Source organism: Actinomyces johnsonii, assembly GCF_006546835.1.
Taxonomy (GTDB): domain Bacteria; phylum Actinomycetota; class Actinomycetes; order Actinomycetales; family Actinomycetaceae; genus Actinomyces; species Actinomyces johnsonii.
This window is the reverse complement of sequence record NZ_VICB01000019.1, coordinates 140,285-165,927: the sequence shown is the minus strand read 5'-3', so window position 1 is coordinate 165,927 and position 25,643 is coordinate 140,285. Positions and strand designations below refer to the sequence as shown.

At 68.4% G+C, this 25,643-nt stretch carries 21 protein-coding genes; 16 read left to right on the top strand and 5 right to left on the bottom strand.

Features of this window, described 5'->3' with window-relative positions; all coding sequences use genetic code 11:
- Positions 1-24 precede the first annotated feature (24 nt).
- The 3 genes from iolB to iolC form a co-directional block, all read right to left on the bottom strand.
- Entirely contained in the window at positions 25-951 is a 927-nt protein-coding gene (gene iolB, locus FK256_RS11545) for a 5-deoxy-glucuronate isomerase (protein ID WP_141424844.1), read from the bottom strand.
- Between the two features lie 110 nt (positions 952-1,061).
- On the bottom strand, positions 1,062-1,985 hold the full coding sequence (locus FK256_RS11540; protein ID WP_141424843.1) for a Cgl0159 family (beta/alpha)8-fold protein: 924 nt from the start codon (positions 1,983-1,985) through the stop codon (positions 1,062-1,064).
- Positions 1,986-1,996: 11 nt separating this feature from the next.
- On the bottom strand, positions 1,997-3,040 hold the full coding sequence (iolC, locus tag FK256_RS11535; RefSeq protein ID WP_141424842.1) for a 5-dehydro-2-deoxygluconokinase: 1,044 nt from the start codon (positions 3,038-3,040) through the stop codon (positions 1,997-1,999).
- Positions 3,041-3,340: 300 nt separating this feature from the next.
- On the opposite strand from iolC, the gene FK256_RS11530 reads away from it, so the two are divergent.
- The 3 genes from FK256_RS11530 to iolG all read left to right on the top strand — a co-directional run bounded on the left by FK256_RS11530 (position 3,341) and on the right by iolG (position 6,497).
- Positions 3,341-4,093: a GntR family transcriptional regulator gene (locus FK256_RS11530; protein ID WP_076137264.1), complete on the top strand. Its 753-nt coding sequence runs from the start codon at positions 3,341-3,343 to the stop codon at positions 4,091-4,093.
- Between the two features lie 152 nt (positions 4,094-4,245).
- Positions 4,246-5,322, top strand: a complete 1,077-nt coding sequence (locus tag FK256_RS11525) for a transaldolase family protein (RefSeq protein ID WP_039893406.1) — start codon at positions 4,246-4,248, stop codon at positions 5,320-5,322.
- A gap of 185 nt (positions 5,323-5,507) precedes the next feature.
- A complete protein-coding gene (gene iolG, locus FK256_RS11520; RefSeq protein WP_141424841.1) occupies positions 5,508-6,497 on the top strand; it encodes an inositol 2-dehydrogenase in 990 nt (329 codons plus the stop codon).
- 113 nt (positions 6,498-6,610) lie between these two features.
- Here the strand turns inward: iolG and FK256_RS11515 are convergent, their stop codons facing one another.
- Together FK256_RS11515 and FK256_RS11510 are read right to left on the bottom strand one after the other, a co-directional pair.
- Entirely contained in the window at positions 6,611-7,573 is a 963-nt protein-coding gene (locus FK256_RS11515) for an aldose 1-epimerase family protein (RefSeq protein WP_141424840.1), read from the bottom strand.
- A gap of 150 nt (positions 7,574-7,723) precedes the next feature.
- On the bottom strand, positions 7,724-8,779 hold the full coding sequence (locus FK256_RS11510) for a LacI family DNA-binding transcriptional regulator (RefSeq protein WP_141424839.1): 1,056 nt from the start codon (positions 8,777-8,779) through the stop codon (positions 7,724-7,726).
- Positions 8,780-9,177: 398 nt separating this feature from the next.
- Between FK256_RS11510 and FK256_RS11505 the strand changes: the two genes are divergently transcribed.
- From FK256_RS11505 to FK256_RS11445, 13 genes are all read left to right on the top strand, one after another.
- On the top strand, positions 9,178-10,374 hold the full coding sequence (locus tag FK256_RS11505; RefSeq protein WP_141424838.1) for a Gfo/Idh/MocA family protein: 1,197 nt from the start codon (positions 9,178-9,180) through the stop codon (positions 10,372-10,374).
- A 112-nt stretch (positions 10,375-10,486) separates the two neighbouring features.
- On the top strand, positions 10,487-12,142 hold the full coding sequence (locus tag FK256_RS11500; protein ID WP_141424837.1) for an MFS transporter: 1,656 nt from the start codon (positions 10,487-10,489) through the stop codon (positions 12,140-12,142).
- A 233-nt stretch (positions 12,143-12,375) separates the two neighbouring features.
- Entirely contained in the window at positions 12,376-13,302 is a 927-nt protein-coding gene (iolE, locus tag FK256_RS11495; protein WP_141424836.1) for a myo-inosose-2 dehydratase, read from the top strand.
- A 236-nt stretch (positions 13,303-13,538) separates the two neighbouring features.
- On the top strand, positions 13,539-14,567 hold the full coding sequence (locus tag FK256_RS11490) for a LacI family DNA-binding transcriptional regulator (RefSeq protein ID WP_141424835.1): 1,029 nt from the start codon (positions 13,539-13,541) through the stop codon (positions 14,565-14,567).
- Between the two features lie 274 nt (positions 14,568-14,841).
- Positions 14,842-16,068, top strand: a complete 1,227-nt coding sequence (locus FK256_RS11485; protein ID WP_141424834.1) for a Gfo/Idh/MocA family protein — start codon at positions 14,842-14,844, stop codon at positions 16,066-16,068.
- Between the two features lie 80 nt (positions 16,069-16,148).
- Positions 16,149-17,147 carry a sugar phosphate isomerase/epimerase family protein gene (locus tag FK256_RS11480; RefSeq protein ID WP_021609984.1) on the top strand — a complete coding sequence of 333 codons (999 nt, stop codon included), beginning with the start codon at positions 16,149-16,151 and terminating at the stop codon, positions 17,145-17,147.
- Between the two features lie 156 nt (positions 17,148-17,303).
- Complete coding sequence (locus FK256_RS11475; protein WP_141424833.1) at positions 17,304-18,134, top strand: sulfite exporter TauE/SafE family protein; 831 nt, start codon at positions 17,304-17,306, stop codon at positions 18,132-18,134.
- Positions 18,135-18,293: 159 nt separating this feature from the next.
- Entirely contained in the window at positions 18,294-18,692 is a 399-nt protein-coding gene (locus FK256_RS11470) for a hypothetical protein (RefSeq protein ID WP_141424832.1), read from the top strand.
- Between the two features lie 15 nt (positions 18,693-18,707).
- Positions 18,708-19,742 carry a PepSY-associated TM helix domain-containing protein gene (locus tag FK256_RS11465; RefSeq protein WP_141424831.1) on the top strand — a complete coding sequence of 345 codons (1,035 nt, stop codon included), beginning with the start codon at positions 18,708-18,710 and terminating at the stop codon, positions 19,740-19,742.
- A gap of 175 nt (positions 19,743-19,917) precedes the next feature.
- Positions 19,918-21,972 carry a phosphate acetyltransferase gene (pta, locus tag FK256_RS11460; RefSeq protein WP_034473935.1) on the top strand — a complete coding sequence of 685 codons (2,055 nt, stop codon included), beginning with the start codon at positions 19,918-19,920 and terminating at the stop codon, positions 21,970-21,972.
- Between the two features lie 110 nt (positions 21,973-22,082).
- Positions 22,083-23,267 carry an acetate/propionate family kinase gene (locus FK256_RS11455; RefSeq protein ID WP_021605824.1) on the top strand — a complete coding sequence of 395 codons (1,185 nt, stop codon included), beginning with the start codon at positions 22,083-22,085 and terminating at the stop codon, positions 23,265-23,267.
- Between the two features lie 176 nt (positions 23,268-23,443).
- Positions 23,444-24,628 (top strand): ATP-binding cassette domain-containing protein, encoded by a 1,185-nt coding sequence (locus FK256_RS11450; RefSeq protein WP_244936393.1) that lies wholly within the window; start codon positions 23,444-23,446, stop codon positions 24,626-24,628.
- A gap of 93 nt (positions 24,629-24,721) precedes the next feature.
- Positions 24,722-25,621, top strand: a complete 900-nt coding sequence (locus FK256_RS11445) for an ABC transporter permease (protein ID WP_141424830.1) — start codon at positions 24,722-24,724, stop codon at positions 25,619-25,621.
- Positions 25,622-25,643 lie beyond the last annotated feature (22 nt).

Sequence of the window (25,643 nt, the reverse complement as noted above, 5' to 3'; positions counted from 1 at the left end):
GTAGCGGGATCGAAAGGCGGGCGACTAGTCGTTCTTCTCGTCGTTCATGGGGGTCATGGGCAGGCGCGGGTCGACTTCCTGACCCTCCCAGGTCTGGCGCACCCAGGTGTGGTGGGGGTCGTCGGTCATGAGCCACACGGAGTCCTCGGCGGGACCGGCCATGACATTGAGGTAGTAGAGGTCGTAGCCGGGGGCGGCCACGGAGGGCCCGTGGTAGCCGTAGGGCATGACGACGACGTCGCCGCCGCGCACCTCGGTGCACACGTCGATGTCGTGGCCGGGCGAGGGGTAGATGCGCTGGAGAGCGAAGCCCTCGGCGTCGCCCTCGCCGGAGCGGACCTCGTAGTAGTAGATCTCCTCCAGGACCCGCTCGACCTCGGTGTGCTCGTCGTGCTTGTGGGGCGGGTAGGAGGACCAGTTACCCCCCGGGGTGAGGACCTCGCAGGCCAGCAGGTGGGAGGTCTCCACCTCGTTGCCCAGGGCGTAGTTGTTGACCTGGCGCGAGGAGGGGCCGGCGCCGCGCAGGCCGGTGCCGACCTCGGAGCGCGGGCAGTAGCGCAGCGGCTTGTCAGCGGTGGCCTTGGCCCCGGGCAGGGCAATGCGGGCGCCCCCGGCGCTGGTGAGGGTCACCTCGGTACGGCGGGGGACGTAGACGTAGTCGGTGATGTCGGTGAAGACCGAGTCGCGCCCGGCGATCTCGAAGCGCTCGCCACCGGCCTGGACGCCGCAGCCCCCGGACAGGGGCAGGACGAGGTACTCGTGCTCTCCGGCGGGCACGGTCAGACTGCCCCCGGGGGCGAGTGCCACCACCCGCAGGGAGGACCATTCCCAGCCGGCCCGCTCGGGGGTCAGGTCCAGCTCGTAGGTGTCGTGGGCGAGCTCGCCGGCGCGGATGACGTAGCGGGACTGGCCCGACGTCTCGGGCTGGGCGGGGTGGTCAGTGTGACCCATGGTGGTGCTCCTTCGGCTCCTGGTACTGGTGCGGATTGTCTCGTATGTGCGGCCCGGCCGGGGCCGATCGGCGAAGCGCGGGGCGTCTATCCTCCGAGTGCGTCAGGCGCTCACAGCAGGGCGACGGCGGCGTCGACAGCCGCTTCGACGTCGTCGTTGCGGGGGTAGAGCAGGGATCGGCCCACGACCAGGCCCCTGACGCCCGGCAGCTCGAGAGCGGCCGCCCAGGAGGCCCGGGTGGCCTCGGGGTCGGCGGAGACCTCGCCGCCCAGGATAAGGCTGGGCAGAGAGGTGGAGGCCATGACCCGTCGCATCGAGGCGGGCTCGCTCACGCAGGGCAGCTTGAGCCAGGTGCGGGCTGAGCTGCGGCCCAGTGCCTGGGCGATGCAGATGGAGCGGATGACCGCATCCTCGCTGAGGTCGTTGATGATGCGCCCGTCCTCCCACCGGGAGATGAAGGGCTCGATCATGGCGTTCAGCCCGCGCTCGGACAGGGAGTCGATGGCCTCGGCACTGGCCTTCAGGGTCGCGGCGCTGGCGGGGTCGGCGTAGTTGATGCGGGTGAGCATCTTGCCGCCGTCGAGGTGGGAGGCTTCGATGCCCTCGGCGTCGTAGGCGCCGAAGCGGTCGTCCATCTCGAAGGAGGCCCCCTGGAGGCCGATCCGGTTCATCGAGCCCCACACGAGCTTTCCGTCCAGGGCGCCCAGGAGCGCCAGGTCCTCGATGATCTCGGCGGTTCCGAGGAAGCCATTGACGCCGGGGCGGGACAGCGCCGTCACGCAGCGCTGGAGGAGGTCCTCACGGTCGGCCATCGCCAGAGGCCGCTCGCCGGCGCCCAGAGCCCCGCGGGCGGGGTGGTCGCAGGCGATGACCATGAGGCGGCCGGCCCCCGACAGGTCGGCGCGGGGGCGCTGGGCCAGCACCCGGCCGATGCGGGCGGGGTCGGTCGCCCGGACCTCGGTGACGACGTCGGTCAACGGCCTGGGACCGCTGGCGGAGACGGAGCCGGCGGCGGGAGTGGGTGTCGTGCTCATCGGGGGTCTCCTCACAGGTCCGTCAGGCCCGGGGCGACCTCGTCGCGGCGGGCGCGCATGAGCTCGAGCAGCTCGGACTCGGTGGGCATGGCGGTGGAGCACTCCAGGCGGGAGGAGACGATGGCTCCGGCTGTGGAGGCGGCGAAGATGGTCTTCTCCAGGGACCACCCCGACAGCAGACCGTGACAGATAGCCCCACCGAAGGCGTCACCAGCACCCAGGCCGTTCTTCGTGGTCACCGAGGTCACGGGCATCTCCACCCGCTCGGTGCGGGTCTTGGCCAGCGTCCCCTCAAGGCCCTGCTTGACGATGGCCAGCTCGACACCGGCATCCAGGAGGGCGTCGGCGGCGCGCTCGGGGTCGCGCTCGCCGACAGCGACTTCGCACTCCTCGCGGTTACCGATGGCGACGGTGATCTTGGGCAGAATCTTGGAGACCTCGCGGTGAGCCGTCTCCTTGTCCTTCCAGAACATGGGGCGGTAGTCGAGGTCGGCGATGGTGAAGCGCCGCCGGTCGCGGGCGCCCAGGGCCGCGTGGTGGGACGAGCGCGAGGGCTCCTTGCTCAGCCCGGTCGCCGAGATCCAGAAGATGGAGGCATCGCGAATGGCGTCCAGTGGCAGGTCCTCCCAGGTCAGCTCCAGGTCGGGGGCCGAGGGCTCGCGGTAGAAGTAGAGGGGGAAGTTGTCCGGCGGGAAGATCTCACAGAAGGTGACCGGGGTGTTGTAGGCGGCCTTGGTGACGACATGACGGTCGTCGACCCCCAGGCGGCGCATCTCGGTGCGCACGAAGCGCCCGAAGGGGTCGTTGCCCACTCCGGTGAGCACGGCGGAGCCGTGCCCGTAGCGGGCGGCGGCGACGGCCACGTTGGTGGGGCTACCGCCCAGGAACTTGCCGAAGCTCTCCACGTCCTCCAGCCCGACGCCGACCTGGAGGGGGTAGATGTCGATGCCGCAACGTCCGATAGTCAGGACGTCAAGCGGCTTGTGGTTGTCGGACCTTCTGCCGGGCGTAGCCGCCTCGGTCGTCTCGCTGGTTGCAGTCGTTGCTGTCGTCACGGTGATCGCGTCTCCACATCCTTGGGGCCCGCAGGCCTCCAGGGATGGGGTCTGCGCCGGGCGTCACTGCGAAGCCTGCCTCACAGTCAGGCTCCAGGTCAAGCATTTGTCAGAACATTTGACGTCAGACGACTCTGAGGCCAACCGGACTCCACAGACAGCACGAGGCCCGCACCGGCAGGCGCGGCGACGGAGACCACAGCCGCCGTCGTCATGGCCGTGATGGCGACGGTGCGTGACATCGGCGCGCGCCGTCCGTATGCTCAAGTCATTATCACGTCTGACGCACAGGCTTATCTCATGTCCGACTCAGCATCCCCTTTCGCCCTCAACATCACAATCGACCGCGGCTCCAAGACGCCGCTGCACACGCAAATTTCCGAGCCTTTGGCCTCCCTCATCCTCGACGGCACACTGCCGGCCGGCGCCCGACTCGAGGACGAGCTGTCGATGGCCAAGCGCCTAGAGGTCTCCCGTCCCACGGCGCGCCAGGCCCTCCAGCACCTGGTGGACCGCGGCCTGGTCAAGCGCCGTCGGGGCGTGGGCACGATCGTCTCCCCCATGCACGTCCACCGGCCGATGCAGCTGACCAGTCTGCTGGCGGATCTGTCCGCAGCCGGCCACGAGACCTCCACTAACGTGCTGGACTACACCGAACACGAAGCCGATGCCGATGACGCCGAGCACCTCGAGGTCGAGGAGGGCACCGCCGTCGTGTCCTGCACCCGCATCCGCTGCGCCGACGGCGAGCCGATCGCCGTCCTGTCCAACCTCATGCCGGCAGCCGTCGCCCCCACCCTCGAAGAGCTGGAGGCCGGCGGCCTCTACGACCTTCTGCGCGCCAAGGACATCGTCCCCACCACCGCCAAGCAGACCATCGGGGCCCGCAACGCCACCACCCGCGAGGCCGAACTGCTCCACGAACGCCGCCGTACCGCTCTACTGACCGCCACCCGTATCACCTACGACCAGTCGGGTCGCGTCATCGAGTACGGACAGCACATCTACCGCGCCTCGCGCTACACCTTCGAGACGTCCCTGTTTTCGAGCTAGCTCTCACGCCGGCGCAGGCGCCGTCGCCATTCTCAGGAAACTTTGTCCTGACAATTTGTTGACAGATGGCGCTGAGCACACTTCAATAGGGCTACCGGACCGCGGCTGCAAGGACGCCTGCGCGGATGAACCCGAAAGAGAGCACAGAACAGATGAGTATCGAATACACCCCCGGCCCCCTTCTCGACGCCGCCCGCAACACGCCCACCGCACTGTGGAACGACTCGGCCGACCCCGACGAGCTGCGCCAGTCCATCTCCTTCGGCGGCGTGGGCGCCACCTGCAACCCCACCATCGCCTACACCTGCATCAACCAGCGCAAGGACGTGTGGCTCCCCCGCATCGCCGAGCTCGCCGAGGAGATGCCCGAGGCCACCGAGTCCGAGATCGGCTGGCAGGTCGTGCGCGAGATGAGCATCGAGGCGGCCAAGCTGCTCGAGCCCGTCTTCGAAGAGCACAAGGGGCGCAACGGCCGTCTGTCCATGCAGACCGACCCGCGCCTGGCCCGCAGCGCCAAGGCCCTGGCCGACCAGGCCGAGGAGTTCTCGAACCTCGCCAAGAACATCATCGTCAAGATTCCCGCCACCTCCGTGGGCGTCAAGGCCATCGAGGACGCCACCTACCGCGGCGTGTCCGTCAACGTGACGGTCTCCTTCTCGGTGCCCCAGGCCGTGGCCACCGGTGAGGCCATCGAGCGCGGTCTCAAGCGCCGCGAGGCCGAGGGCAAGGACGTCTCCACCATGGGCCCGGTCGTCACCCTCATGGGCGGTCGCCTGGACGACTGGCTCAAGATCGTGGCCAAGCGGGACAAGCTCTTCCTCGACCCCGGCCACCTGGAGTGGGGCGGCGTGGCCGCCCTCAAGCGCGCCTACCAGGAGTTCCAGGCCCGCGGCCTGCGCGCCCGCGTGCTGTCGGCCGCCTTCCGCAACGTGCTGCAGTGGTCCGAGCTGGTCGGCGGCGATCTGGTCGTCTCCCCGCCCTTCGCCTGGCAGAAGCTCATCAACGACTCCGGTTACAAGGTCGTCGAGCGCATCGACGAGCCCGTGGCTCCCGAGATCATGGAGACGCTCCTGTCGATTCCCGAGTTCGTGCGCGCCTACGAGCCCGATGGCATGACCCCCGAGGAGTTCGACTCCTTCGGCGCCACTCGCCGCACCCTGCGCGGATTCCTCCAGGCCGACGCCGACCTGGACGCCCTGGTGCGCGACGTCATCATGCCCCAGCCCTGATCGGACCCGATCCGGCCGACCCGGGTCCCGGTGGGAACCCGGGCGGCCACCGGCGACATCCGCCGCACCGGAGCGGGCCGCGGCGCGCTCAGACACGTTCCGCGCGTCGTCGACCCGCCCATCCCGCCACTGACCGCAGTTCAGACACCAACCCAGACACGCACTCACACGCAGAAGGAGCAAGGATGCTCTCCATCGCCGTCATCGGCGCCGGCCGCATCGGCCACGTCCACGCCAAGACCATCGCCGCCCACCCCCAGGCCCGTCTCGCGCTGGTCTGCGACCCCTTCGGGGACGCCGCCGAGAAGCTCGCCGCCGACTACGGGGCTCGGTCCTGCAAGGACGCCGAGGAGGTCTTCGCCGACCCCGAGATCGACGCCGTCATCGTCGGCTCACCCACACCGCTGCACATCCCCCACCTGCTGGCCGCCGCCAAGGCGGGCAAGGCGGTGCTGTGCGAGAAGCCGATCGCCCTGGACATGAAGGACGTCGAGGCCGCCCAGGCCGAGCTCGACGCCGTCGAGGTGCCCGTCATGTTCGGCTTCAACCGCCGCTTCGACCCCAGCTTCGCCGCCGCCCGCGCCGCGGTCGAGGCCGGCAAGATCGGCGACATCGAGCAGCTGACCATCATCAGCCGCGACCCGGCCGCCCCGCCAGCGGAGTACATCAAGGTCTCCGGCGGCATCTTCCGCGACATGACCATCCACGACTTCGACACCGCCCGCTTCTTCCTGGGCGAGATCGAGGAGGTCTACGCCGCCGGCCAGAACCTCGACCCGGCACTGAAGGACACCGGCGACTTCGACGCCGCCGTCGTCACCCTCAAGGCCGCCTCGGGCGCCGTGGCCACCATCATCAACAACCGCCACTGCTCCTCTGGCTACGACCAGCGCCTGGAGGCCTCCGGGCGCGAGGGCGCCCTGTTCGCCGAGAACATTCGCGCCACCACAGTGCGCCTGTCCAACGGCGAGGTCACCGACGCCCAGGAGCCCTACCTCGACTTCTTCCTAGAGCGCTACGCCGACGCCTACCGCATCGAGCTGAGCGCCTTCATCGAGGCCGTCGAGGCCGGCACCACGCCTCCCACCGGCATCGGCGACGCCATCGCCGCCCTGCGCCTGGCCGAGGCCGCCACGGAGTCTGCTCACTCCGGCCAGCCCGTGCGCCTGAACTGACACTCGGGCGAAGCGCGCGCCTGTAGACGCCGGTGGGCGTCGTCGAGCGATCCATCTCGACGACGCCCACCGTGCATTCCCAATGTAGCCGGGCCCGGCAGCCCGTTGCCCGCTCAATCCTCCTCGTGCAGTCGATAGGTGAAGGAGTGGGACTGCCCCACCGCCAGGGCGACGAGGCCCTCCCCGCTGTTGAAGGCGTTGGGCGGGCAGGTCATGGGCTCGATGGCCACGCCGGGCCGGGAAAGCTCGTCAGCGGTGTAGGCCTGCACCCAGGGGGCGTCCGAGCTCATGACGACGGCACGGTTTCCCTGCCCGCCGCGCAGGCTCACCTGCCAGGTACCCTCGGGCAGGGCGGTGTAGGCGTTGTCCGTCTGGGTGGCGCCGACGAGCCGGCCCTGGCGCCAGTCCCAGTCGGTGCCCTCCACGCTGCGCCGCCGGGTAGGCGCCATGCGCTCGTCGACATCGAGGACCTCGGCCGCCGGAATGGTCAGGACGCAGTCATCCAGGGGCACCGAGCGAGTCAGATAGGGGTGGCAGGAGACGCCGTAGGGGGCGGGGGCGAGGTCGCCGTCGGCCTCCGGGGCGCCGGGGACCGGAGGGGCCGGACGCGCCGCACCGACGTTGGTGGCCGTCACCGTGACGCTCAGGCCCCGCTCGCCATCGAGCTGGAAGCGAGCGCTGGCCTCCAGGCTCCACGGGTAGCCGTAGGAGGCGAGCAGGCTCAGCTCAAGAACCACCCGGCTGCGGGGCGCGCCGTCATCAGGCCCGGAGGGATCGTCGTCGACGACCTGCCAGTCCATCCAACCGGCCAGGCCGTGGAGGGCAGAGCCGCTGGCAGGCTCGTTGCAGGCCACGAGGAACTCGGTTCCGCCGTAGTCGTAGCGGGCCCCGGCGATGCGATTGGCCCACGGCAGCAGGGTCTTGCCCTGCCAGCCGGCGGGCAACGTGGCCTCAGCGTCGAAGGGCATGATGAGGTCGCGTCCCTGCCGTCGCAGATGAACGAGCATGGCGCCCGATGAGGCGATGCGCGCCTCGTAGTCGCCGGCAACCAGGTCGATGAGTTCTCCGTTGATCATGGTTCCTGTCCCAGTGTGCGGGGGCCTGCGCCCCACGGTATTGGCATGATGGTTGGCATCACCGTACGCCACTCACGCTCCGACCTGCGGCCTCAGATGCGGCCAGCGGTACGCGGCTTGCTCCGGCGCTCACACTTCGACTCCCACGGTTCACGCGGCGCGGGCCGTCGTGTCCCGGACGACCAGGTCGGGCACCACCCGATAGAGGCGGCCGCCCAGGCGCCGGTCCTCGCAGGCCACCTCCGCGGGGATCCGGCCATCCTGATCCGGGTGCATGCGGGTCAGCAGCGCCCGCACCGCCACCTCGGCGATGAGACCGGCATTCTGACGCACTGTGGTCAAAGAGAAGGCCGTAGCCGCTGTCACCGGGATGCCGTCATAGCCGGTGACAGCCACGTCCTGCGGGACGCGTACGCCTTGACGGCGCAATTCCATGAGAGCCCCGACGGCGCAATGGTCGTTGAAGCACAGCAAGGCCTCGGGCAGCTCACCGGACTCGATGAGGTGGTGGACCGCTCTGGCACCACTGTTCTCATCGCCTCCCCCGGGCACCACCCGGATGGTGCCCCCCAGTCCGCGCTGCTCCATGGCCTGGCCGAAGCGCTCGACCCGTCGCTTCGCCGAGGTCTCTTCCCCACCGTCCACATGGGTGATACGACGCCGCCCGGTACCTGCGAGATGATCGACGAGCAGCTGGATGCCGACGTCGTCGCGGGAGTGGATCTCGTCGACGTCACTCAACTCGGTGGTGGTACCGATGACGACCGCCGGAGTACGACCCACGATGCGGGCCAGGGCATCCACCGGGATATCGGGGTCGACGAGGGCGAGCCCCTCGCAGCGCTCCAGCAGCAGGGCGCGCAGTCCATCGGCCACGTCCCGGTGCGGGGTGGAGGTAGCCAGGACCAGACCGTGCCCCAGGTTGGAGGCCGCCTGGTAGAGCCCGTCCACAACGAGTCCCTGATAGGCCTGCCCGATGGCGAAACTGGCCCCGATGAGCCCGGTGTGGCTACGGCGCAGGAACTGGGCGCGCGGGTCCGCCTGGTAACCGAGCTCGGCGGCGATGCGCAGGATCTCCTCGCGGGTCTTCTCGGCGACGCCGTCGGAGCCGTTGAGTGCCGCCGAGACGGTGGAGATGGAACGGCCGGCGTGCTCGGCCACGGTCCTGATCGTGACCCTGCCACCGCGCCCTCGAAGTTCCTTCACCGCAAATGCCTCCCTTCCCACACCGTTGTGCCTACCGATCCCGCATGTTGCGCGAGACCCGGCACCCGACCTCGGGCACCGTTCGCCCCATCCTATCCGACGACGCCGTTTCAGCAGGTAGATGGCCACTCGTAGGCCCGCAATCAGCCCGCCCGGACCGCACCCGCAATACGGTCGAGCAGCGCGCACCCTGCACCGGCAGGCGGATGAAGGCCACTCGGGCAGGTCCGACCAACATCCCGGGTCACATTGGATGAACTTTCATCCAACTTTCATCTTGTCAGGACAAAGTCACTCTGATATGTTCCTGTGACGTCATTAACGACGGGTGCTTCCCGGGTCTTCCGGACGTACTTCCACACACGCAGCAGCCGACAGTGTTGTCGGAAAGGAACGTTATGACCGACAAGAGAATATTGAGCCTCGGAGTCATCTCCCTGGGATGGATGGGGCGGCTCCATGCCCGCAGCTACCGCGCCATCGCCGAGCGCTTCCCCGAGCTGGGCGTGGTCCCGCGTCTGGTTGCGGCCGCCGATCCGGTGGACCAGGTGCGTCAGGAGGCGGTGGACAATCTGGGCTTCGAGCGCGCCTACGCCGACTACCACGATCTGCTGGCCGACCCCGAGGTGGAGGCCGTCTCCATCTGCGCCCCCAACTTCCTCCACCATGAGATGGCCCTTGCGGCCGTCAAGGCCGGCAAGCCCTTCTGGATCGAAAAGCCCATGGGGGTCAGTGCCGCACAGTCCCGCGAGATCGCCCAGGCCGCCGAGAAGGCGGACCTCGTCACCGCCGTCGGCTTCAACTACCGCCACACCCCGGCGATCGAGTACCTGCGCTCCCTGGTGCGCGGCGGCGAGCTCGGCCGCATCACCAACGTTCGCGTGTGGTTCATCGCTGACTACAATTCCTCCCCCCTGGGCCCCCTGACCTGGCGGGCCTCAAAGGAGAAGGCCGGGGCCGGCGTCGTGCCCGATCTCATGAGCCACGGCGCGGATCTGGCCCAGTACATCGTGGGGCGTATCGCCTCGGTCACCGCGGTCACCGACACCTTCATCACCGAGCGCCCCATTCCCACCAAGATGGGCATCGGCCACTCCGGCTTCGAGATCGGCGATGAAGTGGGCCCGGTGGAGAACGAAGACTACGTCTCCATGCTGGTGCGCTTCGAGAACGGCACCGTCGGCACCATGGAGTCCTCCCGCGTCAGCGTGGGCCCGCGCGCCGAGTACGTCGTCGAGGTCTACGGCACGAAGGGCTCGGCCCGCTGGAACTTCGAGCGCCTCAACGAGCTGGAGATCTGCCCCGTGCTCGACGGCGGCGCCTCCCACGGCTACACCCGCGCCATGGCCGGCCCCCAGTGGGGCCAGTGGCAGCGCTTCCAACCAGCCATCGGCACCTCCATGGGCTTCGACGACATGAAGGCCATCGAGGCCGCTCAGTTCATCGAGTCGATCATCACCGGCAAGCAGGTCGCCCCCTCGGCCGCCGACGCCTGGTGCGCCGCAGAGGTCGACGAGGCTGTCGTCGCCTCGGCCGCCGACGGCCAGTGGCACAAGGTGCCCCGCGTCGAGGGCCGGACCACCTTCGACGCCTGAGACGCGCCGAGTGCTCCGAGCCAAGCCGGCTCACCCCATCTTTCCCACCATCACTACCTATCACTACAACCCCCTGCGGCACTGTCGCCGCAGGGCTGAGAGGAGACCCCCTATGTCACAGGGAGTCACGACGTCCCTGCGCGGACTCACCAGAGAAGAGCTCAGCAAGGCGGTGGCCGACACCCCGCCATCGGGCAAGCACCGCGGCGTCGTCGCCATCGCCGCCGTGGCCACACTCGGCTCACTGCTCTTCGGCTACGACACCGGCGTCATCTCCGGCGCCCTGCCGTACATGTACATGCCCTTCGACGCCAAGGGCCTTCAGCTGACCTCCTTTGAGGAAGGCGCCATCGGCGGCACCCTGCTGGTCGGCGCCGCGCTGGGCGCGCTGCTGGGCGGGCTCATGTCGGACCGCTGGGGCCGGCGGCACAACATCACGGTCCTGGCCGCCCTGTTCTTCATCGGCGCGATCGGAACCACCATCGCCCCCAACGTGTGGGTCATGTACCCCTTCCGCGTCATCCTAGGCTTCGCCGTCGGCGCCGCCTCCGCAACGGTCCCCGTCTACCTGGCGGAGACGGCGCCCAAACGCATTCGCGGCTCCATCGTGGCCATCGACCAGCTCATGATCGTCACCGGTCAGCTGCTCGCCTTCTCGATGAACGCCATCATCAACTCCCTCCAGGGCGGCCCGAAGATCACCATCGCCAACGACCCCAGCGGGCACTTCTCCCCAGGCACCTACGTCTTCGATGAGATCACCAAGCTCCAGGCCTCCAAGGGCGGTTCAATGAGCGGGGCCGAGTACCACGCCTTCCTCGACCAGCTCAGCATCAGCGCCGGTAACGGCGAGGCCTGGCGCTACATGCTGGTCCTGTGCTCCATCCCGGCCGTGGCCCTGTGGATCGGGATCCGACTCATGCCCGAGTCCTCGCGCTGGTACCTGGCCAAGGAGCGCCTCTACGACGCCATCGGCTCCCTCAAGCGCGTGCGCGTCCCGGAGAAGGACGGCTCCATCGAGGACGAGATCATGGAGATGGTCGAGGCTCGTCAGCACGAGAAGCAGGAGGAGTCCCAGCGCAAGGGCTTCAGCCATGTCATGGCCACACCCTGGCTGCGCAAGCTGCTCCTGGTCGGCATCTTCCTGGCCGTGGTCAACCAGACCACCGGCGTCAACACCGTCATGTACTACGCCCCCAAGGTGCTGGAGTACGCCGGCATGTCCACCTCCGCGTCCATCACCGCCCAGGTGGCCAACGGCGTCATGTCGGTCATCGGCTCGGCCATCGGCATCTGGCTCATCCTGAAGTTCCGCCGTCGCCAGGTGCTCATCGGCGACGTCATCGGCGTGGGCGTCACCCTGCTGGGTATCGCCGCGACCTTCCAGTTCTTCATCGCCCCTCACATGGCCAGCCACACCACCCCGCCCGCTTGGGCCGCCTATCTCATCCTGGGGCTCATGTCCGTCTTCATGCTCATCGTGCAGTCCTCCAACGGCACGATCGTGTGGACGATGATGGGTGAGATCTTCCCGGCCAACGTCCGCGGCATCATGAACGGCACGGCGATCTTCTGCATGTGGACCGCCAACGCCATCATCACCTGGACCTTCCCGCCCATGATGGAGACCCTGGGCGGCGGCGTCACCTACACCATCTACGGTGTGCTCAACCTGGTCGTGGCCGTCATCCTGTTCAAGATCATGCCGGAGACCAAGGACAAGTCCCTGGAGGAGATCGAGGTCGAGATGGAGAAGCTCTACTCCTGACCCCGTCCCAGCGGCACGCGCTCCCGGGAGGCAACTTTGAGGCTTGTCAGGACAAAGTCCTGTTGCTAGGTTCGTTGCACGGGCCCATCGCCCGGCACCGACGCCGGCACCCGCCTCCCGGGAGCACCCGACCGCGGCCACAGGCCGACGGCGTACCAGCCACCGGCTCATGGCTCACCATTCACCCACAGACCACCACACCAGCTAGACCCCCAACCAGACACGGAGCAACGATGTCCTTCTCACTCGACCCCGCAACCGCAATCTCCGACCCCCACGGCATCTCCTGGGGCATGCACCCCATCACCTGGCGCAATGACGACATCCCCGAGGTCGGCGCCTTCAACACCCTGGAGGACATGCTCCTCGACCTGGCCGACACCGGCTTCGCCGGCACCGAGTGCGCCGGTTTCTTCCCACCCAAGGAGGAGGTCAAGGCTGCCGCCGAGGCCCGCGGCATCAAGATCGTCGCCCAGTGGTTCTCCTCCTTCATCCTGCGCGACGGCGTCGAGGCCGTCATCCCCGAGTTCGAGGCCACCTGCGCCTACCTGGAGTACCTGGGCGCCACCCGCGTCGTCGTCTCCGAGCAGACCGGCTCGGTCCAGGGCATCCGCGACGTCTGCATCTTCACCAACAAGCCGGTGCTCACCGAGGAGCAGTGGCCGGTCCTGGCCGAGGGCCTGGACCGCCTGGGAGACGTCGCCCACGCCCACGACCTCGAGCTCGTCTACCACCACCACCTGGGCACGGTCATCCAGACCAAGGAGGAGACCATCCGCCTCATGGAGCTGACCGACCCGGCCAAGGTCTCCCTCCTGTTCGACACCGGCCACGCCTACGTGGGCGACGGCGACGTCATGGGCCTGCTGGAGGCCACCATCGACCGCGTCAAGCACGTCCACTTCAAGGACGTGCGCCCCGAGAAGATGGCGGAGTCCAAGGCCGCCGAGCGCTCCTTCCTCGACTCCTTCCTGGCCGGCATGTTCACCGTTCCCGGCGACGGCACGATCGACTTCACCGTGCCTTACAAGTTCCTGGTGGACCACGGCTACCGCAACTGGATCCTGGTGGAGGCCGAGCAGGACCCGGCCATCGCCAACCCCCTGGAGTACGCCCGCAAGGCGCGCGCCTACCTCGAGGGCACGCTCTTCAAAGCCTGAGGCGTCGCGGGGCTCGCACGGACTCCCCCTCCGGGCGGACCCCACCGGCTGACGCCTCACTTCGACGCTCCCGACCACCACCGGTCGGGAGCGTCGTTGTGCTCCCCGCCGACACCCGAGCATGTCGATCCACTACTGCCACAGTCCCCTTGTCTGCCTGTAGCCTTCTTGGCAACCGGGCAGTGCGATCGCACCCCTAAAGACGGCACCCCGTCGCGAGAGGACCAGGAGAGACGGTGACCAAGGCTCATGCCGCCACCCAGAGCGACGTCGCTCGCGTCGCCGGGGTCTCGCGCAGCCTGGTCTCACTGGCCCTGAGCGGCTCACCCAAGGTCGCCGCCAGCACCCGCGAGCGCATCGAGGAAGTGGCCGCCTCTCTCGGTTACCGGGTCAACGTCTCAGCCTCCTCGCTGGCCCGCAAGCGCTCGACCATCATCGGTCTGGTGCTGCCCAACCTGCGCAACGCCTTCTTCGAGCAGATCGCGGCCTGCCTGGGACGGGCGGCCGCCCAGCGCGGCCTCACCCTGTTCGTCACGGTCGGCTCCGATCAGCCCGAAGTCCTGCACCAGGCCGTCGAGAGCCTGCTGGGGGTGCGGGTCGCTGGCATCATCTTCGTCTCACCCTGGCTGCCCGGCGAGGACCTGCTCGCCATCGGCGAGGAGGTGCCGACCTGCGTCATCGGGCGGTGCAGTCCCGGTGGGCGGGTCGACTCCGTGCGGGTCGATGAGGAGGCCGCCGCCCGGCTCGTCGTCGACCATCTGGCGGCCTTAAGCATGCGCACGATCTGCTATATCGGCCCGCGAATGACCGACGCTGCTTCCCGCCAGGACAGAGAACGCTCTTTGGCTCAAGCCGCTCAGGCAACCGGACTGGACTTCGAGGTGCGCAGCTGCGGCGAGGACGCGGGCCCCGCCACCCGCGCGGCCCTGCAGGACCACTCCGAGCCGCTGGGCCTGGTCATTCACAACGACGTCCTGGCCATCGACGCCGTGCCCGTCCTGCGAGAGCGCCGCCGCAAGCCCGGGGGCGACGTCGCCCTGGTCTCCTACGACAACACCTACCTGGCCCTGCGCAAGGAGTTCTCACTGACCAGCATCGACCAGCCCGAGGATCTCCTGGGCGAGCAGGCCGTGGACCTGGTGTGCCGACGCGCAGGGCTGGCGCCCGACGACGGACTACAGGCCGGGGCGCTCGCCGGACCCCAGGCCCGCAGTGTGGTCCTGAAGCCACAGCTCGTCACCCGAGCCTCCTCCCTGGGACGCTGACGAGCGATACGTCCGGCACCGAGCCGGCTCACGCACCGACCACCCTCGGACAGCAACGGCACCTTGCGCCATCTTCCCGGCCGGGGACCACGGTCCCAGTCTCTTCGCCAGTCCCTCGGAACGACCTCCTTTGTCAGGATGAAGTTCTCCTCACCGGTTGACATCACCACCGCCGGAATCACAGACTGAGGTCATGAGTTCACGCGCGTGAATTCATGTCAGCACAGGACTTCAATCAGTTACCCGCTCATCGATGAGGACACCAGAGGCAACCATGAACACCACTCCCCTGTCAGTCGCCGTCATCGGTGCTGGAATGGCCGGCACCACTCACGCCAACGCCTGGCGCCAGGTCGGCACCGTCTTCGATCTGGGCCTGCCGCAAGTCCGTCTGCACACCATCGCCGATGCCTACCTCCCCTTCGCCGAGGACGCCGCCCAGCGCTACGGCTACGAGCGCGCCGTGGACGACTGGCGGGCAGTGGCTGAGGATCCGGACATCGACATCGTCTCCATCGTGGTGGGTAACGCCCTGCACCGCGAGATCGCCGAGACCCTCATCAAGGCCGGCAAACACGTCCTGTGCGAGAAGCCCCTGGCGGACACGCTTGAGAGCGCCCGCGCCATGGCGCAGGTCGAGAAGGAGGCCGGCGTCGTCACCGGCGTGGGCTTCACCTACCGCCGCAACGCCGCCGTGGCCGAGCTCGCCAAGCTCGTCGCCGAGGGCCACCTGGGCGAGATCAACCACTTCGACGGCCGCTACTGGTGCGACTACGGCGTGGACCCGGCCACCCCCATGGCCTGGCGCTACAAGGGCCCCATGGGCTCGGGGGCCCTGGGCGACGTCGGCAGCCACCTCATCGATACCGCCGAGGTCATCTGCGGCCCCATCGTCTCGGTTTCGGGCGCCGCCATGATGACCTCCATCAAGGAGCGCCCCGTGGCCACCGGCCACGTCACCCGCGGCACCGCCCTCGACACCGGCGACTCCGCCAATGTCACCTATGAGCCGGTGGAGAACGACGACGTCGCCACCTTCACCGCACACTTCGCCAGCGGCGCCGTGGGCACCTTCTCCTGCTCGCGCGTGGCCTGGGGACTGCCCAATTCCCTCATGGTCGACGTACTGGGTACCAAGGGCCGCGCCTCCTGGGACCTGGCCCGCTGCGGCGAGATCAAGATCGACGACGTCAACTCCCCCGCCGGGTTGGGAGGCGCCCGCCGGGTCCTGGTGGGTCCCGACTTCCCCTACTTCGCGCGGGGCTCCTCCATGGCCTTCGGCGGGGTCGGCCTGACCCAGATCGAGCAGTTCACCTACCAGGCCCACGCCTTCCTCCAGCAGATCGCCGGTATCACTCCCGAGCAAGGGGCACTGCCGCCCTGCGCCAGCTTCGCCGACGGCTACCGCGAGATGCTCCTAGCCGACGCCGTGGCCCGTTCGGCCGCCACCGGGGGCGCCGCCGTCGACGTCGCGGACCTGCCCGAGCTCGCGAGCCTGTAAGGCCCATTCATCGCCAGTCGGCCCATTGGGCCGACACGTTCAGACAAGCAACAACGCAAAGACGCACAAGGAGACCTCTCATGCCATTGACCTACGGCGCCTACACCGCCTGCCTCCAGGACCGCTCCCTGCCCGAGGCCCTCGACGTCCTCAAGGACGCTGGCCTGACCGGAGCGGAGGTCAACGTCGGAGGATTCATCCCCTCCCCGCACTGCCCCGTCGACGCCCTCCTGGCCTCACCCACCGCCCGCGACGAGTACCTGGGCCTCTTCCAGGACAAGGGAATGACGCTCTCGGGCCTCAACACCTCGGGCAACCCCACCTCGCCGCTGCCCAACGAGGGCCTCAAGCACGCCGAGGACATCCGAGCGGCCATCCGCCTGGCGGGCCTGCTCGGGGTTAAGGAGATCGTCACCATGTCCGGTACCCCGGGCACCGACCCGAGCGCGAAGTACCCCACCTGGGTCGTCAACCCGTGGAACGGGATCGACATGGAGATCCTGGACTACCAGTGGAGCGTCGTCGTCCCCTTCTTCAAGGAGATCGACGCCCTGGCCCGCGACAACGACGTCCAGGTCTGCCTGGAGCTGCACCCGCGAAACCTGGTCTTCAACGTCCCCTCCTTCGAACGGCTCGTCGAGGAGACCGGGGCGACCAACATCAAGGTCAACATGGACCCCTCCCACCTGTTCTGGCAGCAGATGGACCCGATCGCCGCCACCAGGCGCCTGGGCCGCCTCGTGGGTCACGTCCACGCCAAGGACACCAGGATCTTCCCCGGCGCCGCCTACCGCGGGGTCCTGGACACCGACTTCGGCCACGTGCCCGCCGAGGCCGAGGGCAAGGTCCCGGTGGCCTACGGCTACTGGTGCAACTCCTGGCCCCAGGACCCGGCCTGGCGATTCGTCGCCTTCGGGCTGGGCCACGACACCGACTACTGGGCCGAATTCCTGACCGCCATCACCGAGGTCGACCCGGAGATGAACGTCAACATCGAGCACGAAGACGCCGAGTACGGCAACGTCGAGGGGCTCCAGATCTCCGCACGCAACCTCCTGGAGGCCGCCACCAGACTCTGAGCGGACTCCGGAAACCGCGACCCCGACCACATCGACGGCGAGGACCCCGACCAATCGGTCCTCGCCGTCGACATTCATCCGCTAGGCTGGACAAAAGTCCGGACAAAGTCCGCCCCCTCTCCTTTCCCGTCCTTCTCACCGCCGAGAGGCAGCCCCGTGCCCCCCACTTTGACCGCAACCTCCTGGATCCTCCTCATGGTCGTGGCGGCGCTGTGCGGCATCGCCAAGACCGCCCTGCCCGGGGCGGCCACGATCGCCGTCGCCCTGTGCACCGCGGTACTGCCCGCCAAGGAGTCCACCGGTGCCATCCTGCTCATGCTCATGACCGGCGACCTGCTGGCCGTATGGAGTTACCGCCGAGACGCCGACTTCCGCATGTTGCGCCGACTCGTTCCGGCGGTCCTGGCGGGAGTCGGCGCCGGTGCCCTGTTCCTGCACCTGGCTTCCGACAGCTCCACCCGGCGCCTCATCGGCATCGTGCTGCTGCTCCTGGTAGCCATTACCCTCCTCCAGCGTCGCGCCGCCGGCAGGAGCAGAGTCCCCACCCGGTCCCCGGTCCCGCCCATGGCGCCTCCGGCATCTGGGGCGAGTGGGGCGCCCGAAGCGCTCGAAGCATCCGCAGCCCCCGCGACCGGCGGCCGGGCCGCCCGCTTGGTCTACGGCAGTCTGGCCGGTTTCACCACGATGGTCGCTAATGCCGGCGGCCCGGTGACCTCCATGTACTTCCTGGCCTGCCGCTACCCGGTCAAGGCCTTCCTGGGGACGACCGCCTGGTTCTTCTTCCTGGTCAACCTGGTCAAGCTGCCCTTCTCCGTCTCGGCCGGCCTGGTCAACGCCACGACACTGTCCCTGACCGGGATCGCCGCTCCGGCCGTCATCGCCTCGGCGCTGGCCGGCCGCAGGCTTGCCGAACGCATGGATCAGCGAGTCTTCGAGCCGATCATCATCGCACTGACCATCGTCTCCGCACTCCCCCTGCTGCGGTAGCCATCAGGAGCGCACCATCAGGGGACCCTATTTCTCCGGCGCTCGGGATGGGGGCCCATCAACAAGTATTTCCTTCAAGACAGCCCGCCTGACATCACATCTTCGCCTCGCACCGGAGCATTGACGCGTTTTATCCTGAACGTTACCGTATTCATCAATATGAAGAGTATGGCCGGTATTGATTATGTTGATGCCTCGCCGGGCGGAGATGCCGGCGACGGCCTCGACGACGCGCCCGCCGACGCTTCCGATTCTTCTGAGGTCGCCCCCGATGCCTCCCTCCTGGTCAGTGGCGACGTCCACGCCGTCATGCTGGGACTGTGGGCCTCGGGCCTGCGGTACGTCATCGTCCACGCCCTGGCCCCCGCCATCGGTGCCGTCGGGCCTTTGACCGTCGGCGCGGCCACGGTCATCCAGGTCGCGGGGGCCGCGGTCTGCGTCAGCGGCGCCCGCTCACTGTGGATGCGGCGCGATCGGGGACGCCGCGCCTATGCCTTTATCGCAGTTCTCACCTGCCTGTGCACCCTTGCCGCCCTGCTGGCTCCCGCCGGGTTCTAATCATGTAACTCCGTCATGCAGCCCACGACCGATTCCCTCCCCTCCCAACCCTCCCGAGTCTCCCGGGCGATGGCTCTCGCCCGCCGATGGTTGTCGGCGGCGGCAGGCCTGATCCTGCTGGCCATGACGCTCAGTGGCGCCGTCTCGCCCTACCAGGGCGAGGTCATGCGTTCATTGAAACCGGCCGCCCATTCCCGCGCTCCCGTTCCTGATCGGGTCTCGCTGCCCCAGGCCATCGAAACGATCGAGATCGACCACCCCGGAGAGTCCGTTGTCTCCGCGTCCCGGATCGACGACGTGATCGAGGTCAAGACCAAGCAGACCGCTTACACGGTCGACCCTTCCTCCGGAGAGGAGATCGCCCAGGTGGCCGGTCCCCGATCGTGGCTCGCCGCCCTGGACAACCTGCACCGCTGTCTCCTGTCCTGTCAGGGACCCGGTCACGTCCGCTGGATGTCCCGGGAGATCCCTCACACCCGCTGGTGGGGAGCGCACAGGGGCCTGAGCGTCGGCGGCCTCGTCGTCGCCGCCTCGAGCGTGATCCTGCTGGTCCTCACCGTCAGTGGTCTCAGGGTGTGGTGGCCGTTGCAACGCTACCGGCGCACCGCCCTGTCCCCCAGTTGGCGCAGCAGGCGCCTGTCGAGGAACACCGACCTGTTCAAGGCCGCCGGGCTGGTCATGCTGCCCCTGTTGTTCCTGTGGGGGTACTACGCCAGCGCCTTTGGTCTTCACCCCATCCGGCAGACTCCCCCCACCTCCGTCACGGCGCCCGAGGCCCTGCCCGGGCGGTCAGGGACCGGACAGGACCGGGATATCGGTCCGCGCCGCGCCGTTGCCGCAGCGCAGGAGGCGCACGGGGGCGAACCGATCGCCCTGTTCCTCCCCGAGCCAGGCGATCCGTCGTCCACCTACACGGTCTGGCTCTCCCAAGGCGCGCCTGGCACCTACGGGCGGGCCCTGGGCGACATCTCGGTGAGCATCGACCCCGACACAGGGCGGACCGCAGTCCCCTCCGCACCCGGCCGGGAGCCGAGCGCTCGAGCCGGATAGCGCCCGCCCGTGGCCCCGCCGCGAGACCCCGCATGTGCCCGGTCCCACATCACAAGACACACTGAGACCGGGCCTTTGGTCGCAGACAACCCGCAGGTGGGGGCACAATCGGACCCGTACGGCACCGGAATGAGCCGGCGCCCCTGACTCCAAGACAACGCGAGAAGGACCCAACGTGGCGCGCAGTATCTACATCGCCTCACCCAACGCCGGAACCGGGAAGTCAACTGTGGCCCTCGGGCTGGTCTCCTGCCTGACCAAGGTGGTCGCCAAGGTCGGCGTCTTCCGTCCCTTCGTGGAGAGCCGTGAGGGCGACGCCTTCCTCACCCTCCTGCTGAACCGTGCCGGCTCCACCACGCCCGCTGAACAGTGCGTCGGTGCGACCTGGGACGAGTTCCACGCCGACCCCGAGGAGGCTCTGGCCCGCATCGTCGACGCCTACCGGGCCCTGGCGCGCGAGCACGACGTCGTCATCATCGACGGCTCGGACTTCACCGATGTCGCCGGCAACCCCGAGCTGGCCCTCAACGCCCGGGTGGCCGCCAACATCGGTGTGCCGGTCCTGCTGGTGGTCTCCGGCCAGCACGACGTGGAGGACGTCGTCGGCTCCGTGGAGGTCTCCATGGCCGAGATCGCCGACAACCACGCCCGCACCGTCGCGGTCGTGGCCAACAAGTGCCACCCCGAGAATCGCCGGCCCATCACCGAGGCCCTGGCCGCGATCGAAGGCATTACCTCCACCACACTGCCCGAGGTGCCGCTGCTGGCCGCCCCGGCGGTGCACGAGGTGCTCGACGCCGTCGAGGGCACTCTCATCGCCGGTGACGAGACCCTCCTGGACCGCGAGGCCGAGTCCGTTCTCGTGTGCGCCATGGACGTGTCCCACGTCCTGGAGCGCCTGACCGCAGGCCAGCTCGCCATCGTGCCGGCCGACCGCTCCGCCATGCTCATCTCGCTCATGGCGGCCCAGGCCTCCTCCAGCTTCCCGATCCTGTCCGGCCTCGTCCTTAACGGCGGCTTCGAGGTGGCGCCCCACGCGCTGCGCCTCCTGGAGGGCCTGGACGTCAACATCCCGGTCATGACCTCCCCGCTGGACACCTTCACCGCGGCCTCGGCAGCCGGCTCCCTCCAGGGCCTGCTCGCCCACGGCTCGGAGCGCAAGATTGACGTCGCCGTGACCACTTTCGAGCAGGAGGCCGACGTCGACGCCCTCCTGTCCGCCCTGGAGGTCGAGCCCTCCGAGGTCGTCACCCCCATCATGTTCCAGGCCGAACTGGTGGAGCGCTCACGCACCAACCGCAGGACGATCGTCCTGCCCGAGCCCGACGACGACCGGGTCCTGCGGGCTGCCGACGCCATCCTGCGCCGCGGCATCGCCGACCTGGTACTGCTGGGCGACGAGACCACGGTGCGCGCCCGCGCCACCGAGCTGGGCCTGGACATTGCCGCCGCCCGGGTCATCGCCACCAACGACCCCGAGCTGCTGGAGAAGTACGCCGAGGAGTTCGCCCGCCTGCGCGCCAAGAAGGGCGTCACCCTGGAGCAGGCCCGCGAGAAGGTCCAGGACGTGTCCTACTTCGGCACGATGATGGTCCATATGGGCGACGCCGACGGCATGGTCTCGGGCGCAGCCCACACCACCGCCCACACGATCGTCCCCTCCTTCCAGATCATCAAGACCAAGCCGGGGACCTCGATCGTCTCCTCGGTCTTCCTCATGCTGCTGCAGGACCGGGTGCTCGTCTACGGCGACTGCGCCGTCAACCCCGAGCCCAACGCCGCCGAGCTGGCCGACATCGCGATCTCCTCGGCCGCCACGGCCCGTCAGTTCGGCGTCGAGCCTCGCGTGGCGATGTTGTCCTTCTCCACCGGGACCTCCGGCAAGGGCGCGGATGTCGACAAGGTCCGTGAGGCCACCGAGCTGGTGCGCGCCAAGGAGCCCGAGCTCGCCGTCGAGGGCCCCATCCAGTACGACGCCGCCATCGACCCGACCGTGGCCGCCAAGAAGGCCCCCGACTCGCTCGTGGCCGGGCGAGCCAACGTCTTCATCTTCCCGGACCTGTCCAGCGGCAACATCGGCTACAAGGCGGTCCAGCGCTCCTCGGGCGCCATCGCCATCGGCCCGGTCCTCCAGGGCCTCAACAAGCCGGTCAACGACCTCTCGCGCGGCGCCCTGGTGGAGGACATCATCAACACCGTCGCCATCACCGCCGTCCAGGCCCAGGGCTGAGCCCTTCAGCGGCGCGGGACAGGGTCCCGGTCCCCGCGCCGCTGAGGCTCACTCGCCCAGGATCCTCATCAGCCATCCAGTCATCCCCGACCGTTCTTGAAAGGCACCCCGTGACTCAGCGCACCGTCCTCGTTATCAACTCCGGCTCCTCCTCCATCAAGTATCAGCTGGTGGACCCCGACTCTGGAGCCTCGCTCGCCTCCGGCCTGGTGGAGCGCATCGGCGAGGAAACCGGCGCCATCACGCACAAGCACGGCGAGGAGCGCACCGAGATCACCGAGCCGATCCCCGACCACGGCTACGGCCTGTCCGAGGTGCTACGCCTGTTCGAGCAGCAGGGTCCCTCGCTGGCCGACGCCCACATCGTTGCCGTGGGGCACCGCGTCGTCCAGGGCGGGCGCTACTTCTCCGGCCCGGCCCTCATCGACGATGAGGTCGTGGCCCGCATCGAGCAGCTCGTGCCGCTGGGCCCGCTACACAACCCCGCCCACCTCAAGGGCATCGAGGTGGGCCGCCGCCTCCTGTCCGACGTACCGCACGTGGCCGTCTTCGACACCGCCTTCTTCCAGAATCTGCCCGAGGAGGCCGCCCGCTACGCCCTGGACCGAGAGGTCGCCGACACCTACTCCATCCGCCGCTACGGGGCTCACGGCACCAGCCACCAGTTCGTCTCAGGGGCGGTCTCCGAGCTCCTGGGACGCGACGACCTCAAGCAGGTCGTCCTGCACCTGGGCAACGGAGCCTCGGCCTCGGCGGTCGTGGCCGGGCGCGCCGTGGACACCTCCATGGGCCTGACCCCGCTGGAAGGCCTGGTCATGGGCGGGCGCACCGGAGACATCGACCCGGCCGCCGTCTTCCACCTGGCTCGCGTGGCCGGCATGTCGATCGACGAGATCGACCACCTGTTCAACCGCGGCTCGGGCATGAAGGGCCTGGCCGGGGACAATGACATGCGAGAGGTGTGGAAGCGTATCGGCGCCGGCGAGCAGGAGGCCCGCGAGGCCATGGACATCTACCTGCACCGCCTCGTGAAGTACGTGGGCGCCTACACCGCCGTCATGGGGGGCCTGGACGCACTGACCTTCACCGCCGGTATCGGTGAGAACGACGCCAACCTGCGCCGCGAGCTCGGCGAGCGCCTGGCCTACATGGGCGTGGAGATCGATCCCGAGCTCAACGCCGTCCGCTCCGACGAGCCGCGCGTCATCTCCACCCCGGACTCGAAGGTCACGGTGCTCGTGGTGCCCACCAACGAGGAACTCGCCATCGCCCGCCAGTCGCTCACCCTCATCTGAACTGTCTTCCGAGAAACCGGGAGGGCTCGTCTCGGGCCCTCGCGGACCGGGACGCCTCCACGCGGTGCCGCAGTCGCCCCCTCAGGGACGACTGCGGCACCGCGTTCGTCCCCCGAGGGGGACAAATAGGATGAGACCGATGCGCTCATAGGAGCTCATCCATTTGTATGATGCCCATGAGCACCGCACCTCCGACTGCATCGTTCAGCTCCTCGATGACAGCCACGGCGACCGCACCACCAACGATCGGCCTTCCCGAGCCGGAGATCGTATCCACCCCTGCGGCCGACTCCGCTACCGGTCCGGTGATGAGCCCCGCCGATCATTGTGTTTCGCCCCCGGTGCCTGCGTCCGCTTCTCCTGCGAGCCCGCATCTTGTCGCTCTCACCGCCCCTGAAGCCATCCCGGTCCCGACCAGAGAGATCGCGGTAACCACCGACGGCCTGACCCGCTCCTACAACGGCATCAACGCCGTCGACGGGGTGAACCTGCGGGTGCCCACCGGCGGCATCTACGGGCTCCTCGGCCCCAGCGGAGCCGGCAAGTCCACCATTCTGAAGCTCCTGGTAGGACTGACCCGACCGACGTCGGGCCGCATGAGCATCCTGGGCCACCCGGTCAGCCCCCGCCATCCCCCGCCACCGGGAGCGATCGGTTCCCTCATCGAGGGCCCCTCCTACTACACGGGTCTGACTGGCCGGGAAAACCTCACCATGATGGCCTCCTACCTGGGGCTGCCGAGCAGCCGGGTCACGTACGTCCTGGCCGGCGTCGACCTGTCCGGGCATGAGAACAAGCGGGTCAAGCACTACTCCACGGGCATGAGGCAGCGCCTCGGGCTGGCCATGGCGCTTCTGGCCGATCCGCCCCTCATCGTCCTGGACGAGCCCACCAACGGGCTCGACCCGGCAGAGGCGGCCGAGATCCGCGGGCTCATCGTCACTCTGGCCCGTCAGGAGGGGAAGACGATCATCGTCTCCTCCCGTTTCCTGTCCGAGATCGGGCAGATGGCAGACACCGTCGGTGTCATCCACGCCGGGCGACTGCGCTACCAGGGCCCTCTGTCCGGGCTGCACGACGACGGCGTCATCGAGATGACCGTTTCCGCACCCACGGCGGTCTCCACCCTCCTGACCTCCCTCGGAGTGCCCCACGAGGTCCACGATGCCGTGGTGCGCACCGCCATGATGTCCGACAACGCCATCGGCGAGCTCATCACCAGCATCGTCACCTCCGGCACAACCGTCTACCGGGTCCAGACCGTGCGCAGGACCCTGGAGGAGGCCTTCCTGGAGTTGACAGACCCGCCCTCCCCCGTCACCCAGCCGCTCACGGCCACCCGTGAAGCCTGGCCGCCCTGATCGGGTTGGTTGAGGTGGTTGAGCCGGCCGCGCCGGCAGCAGGTGGCTGACCCTCCTCTTCTGCGCCATTATTGTCCATAAGGAAGACTACCGATGAGCACCGCCGCACCGTCCAAGCACCTCGCTACGAGGCAGCCCATGCAGCCACTACAGTCCACGTCGTCCCACCTCCGCGCCCCCAGTCTCCTCACGACGCCGTCACAACCGCCCGCCTCCGCATCGCAGACCACTCCCGCAGAGTCTCGCCGACCCTCGGTACGTGCCGCCTGGTACTGGGAGAACCGCAAGGCCCCCAACCGGTGGTACTGGGCTGCCGTCACCGTGCTGTGCACCATGGCCTGCTTGTCCGGCTACCTGCAGTACCGCACCCACCAGGGCGATTTCCAGTCCCAAGACCTCACCTGGGGCATCATCTGGTCCCAGTCCACACTGATGCTCTCCATGTGGCTCCTGCCACTGGCACTGGGCGGCTTCGCGGCGCAGATCGCCATCGGCGAGCACCAGGGGCGCAACTGGCAACGAATGAGCGCCAACCGTCTGGAGACGGCCATGGTCGCGGGCAAGCTGCTCCACGGGCTGCAGGTCGCGGTCGCCACCACCGCGATCCTCGTCCTGACCACCACTCTCACCGGTCTCATGGCCGGCTTCGAACTACCGGACCTGACCTCCTACCTGCCCCGATTCGGTGCGGTTGCGCTGGGCATGTGGGTCATCCTCACCCTCGTCACATGGCTGGGAGCCGTCCTGAGGTCCTTCACCACCACGATGACCACTGTGGTCCTGGGAACGATCGCGGGGACGGCGATGTTCCTGACGGCCCAGCCGCTGAGCGTCCTCAACCCCATGACCGCGCTGACCCGGGCAACCGCCTCCCTGAATCCCGGGGCCATTGCCTCGGCGGACTCGGCCGCCTCCGACAGCCTCATCAGCGTGGCTTGGGTGACGCTCTTCGCCCTGGCCCTGCTACGAACAGTGAAGACGGCGGTGAGATGACGGTGAAACGCAGATGAGACAC

What these genes read in the sequence shown, in the direction of transcription:
- iolB (WP_141424844.1), bottom strand. Translation starts at nt 951, where the DNA reads ATGGGTCACACTGACCACCCCGCCCAGCCCGAGACGTCGGGCCAGTCC.
- FK256_RS11525 (WP_039893406.1), top strand. Translation starts at nt 4,246, where the DNA reads ATGAGTATCGAATACACCCCCGGCCCCCTTCTCGACGCCGCCCGCAAC.
- FK256_RS11500 (WP_141424837.1), top strand. Translation starts at nt 10,487, where the DNA reads ATGTCACAGGGAGTCACGACGTCCCTGCGCGGACTCACCAGAGAAGAG.
- FK256_RS11530 (WP_076137264.1), top strand. Translation starts at nt 3,341, where the DNA reads ATGTCCGACTCAGCATCCCCTTTCGCCCTCAACATCACAATCGACCGC.
- iolG (WP_141424841.1), top strand. Translation starts at nt 5,508, where the DNA reads ATGCTCTCCATCGCCGTCATCGGCGCCGGCCGCATCGGCCACGTCCAC.
- FK256_RS11445 (WP_141424830.1), top strand. Translation starts at nt 24,722, where the DNA reads ATGAGCACCGCCGCACCGTCCAAGCACCTCGCTACGAGGCAGCCCATG.
- FK256_RS11450 (WP_244936393.1), top strand. Translation starts at nt 23,444, where the DNA reads ATGAGCACCGCACCTCCGACTGCATCGTTCAGCTCCTCGATGACAGCC.
- FK256_RS11465 (WP_141424831.1), top strand. Translation starts at nt 18,708, where the DNA reads ATGCAGCCCACGACCGATTCCCTCCCCTCCCAACCCTCCCGAGTCTCC.
- FK256_RS11540 (WP_141424843.1), bottom strand. Translation starts at nt 1,985, where the DNA reads ATGAGCACGACACCCACTCCCGCCGCCGGCTCCGTCTCCGCCAGCGGT.
- FK256_RS11470 (WP_141424832.1), top strand. Translation starts at nt 18,294, where the DNA reads ATGAAGAGTATGGCCGGTATTGATTATGTTGATGCCTCGCCGGGCGGA.
- FK256_RS11485 (WP_141424834.1), top strand. Translation starts at nt 14,842, where the DNA reads ATGAACACCACTCCCCTGTCAGTCGCCGTCATCGGTGCTGGAATGGCC.
- FK256_RS11515 (WP_141424840.1), bottom strand. Translation starts at nt 7,573, where the DNA reads ATGATCAACGGAGAACTCATCGACCTGGTTGCCGGCGACTACGAGGCG.
- iolE (WP_141424836.1), top strand. Translation starts at nt 12,376, where the DNA reads ATGTCCTTCTCACTCGACCCCGCAACCGCAATCTCCGACCCCCACGGC.
- FK256_RS11480 (WP_021609984.1), top strand. Translation starts at nt 16,149, where the DNA reads ATGCCATTGACCTACGGCGCCTACACCGCCTGCCTCCAGGACCGCTCC.
- FK256_RS11505 (WP_141424838.1), top strand. Translation starts at nt 9,178, where the DNA reads ATGACCGACAAGAGAATATTGAGCCTCGGAGTCATCTCCCTGGGATGG.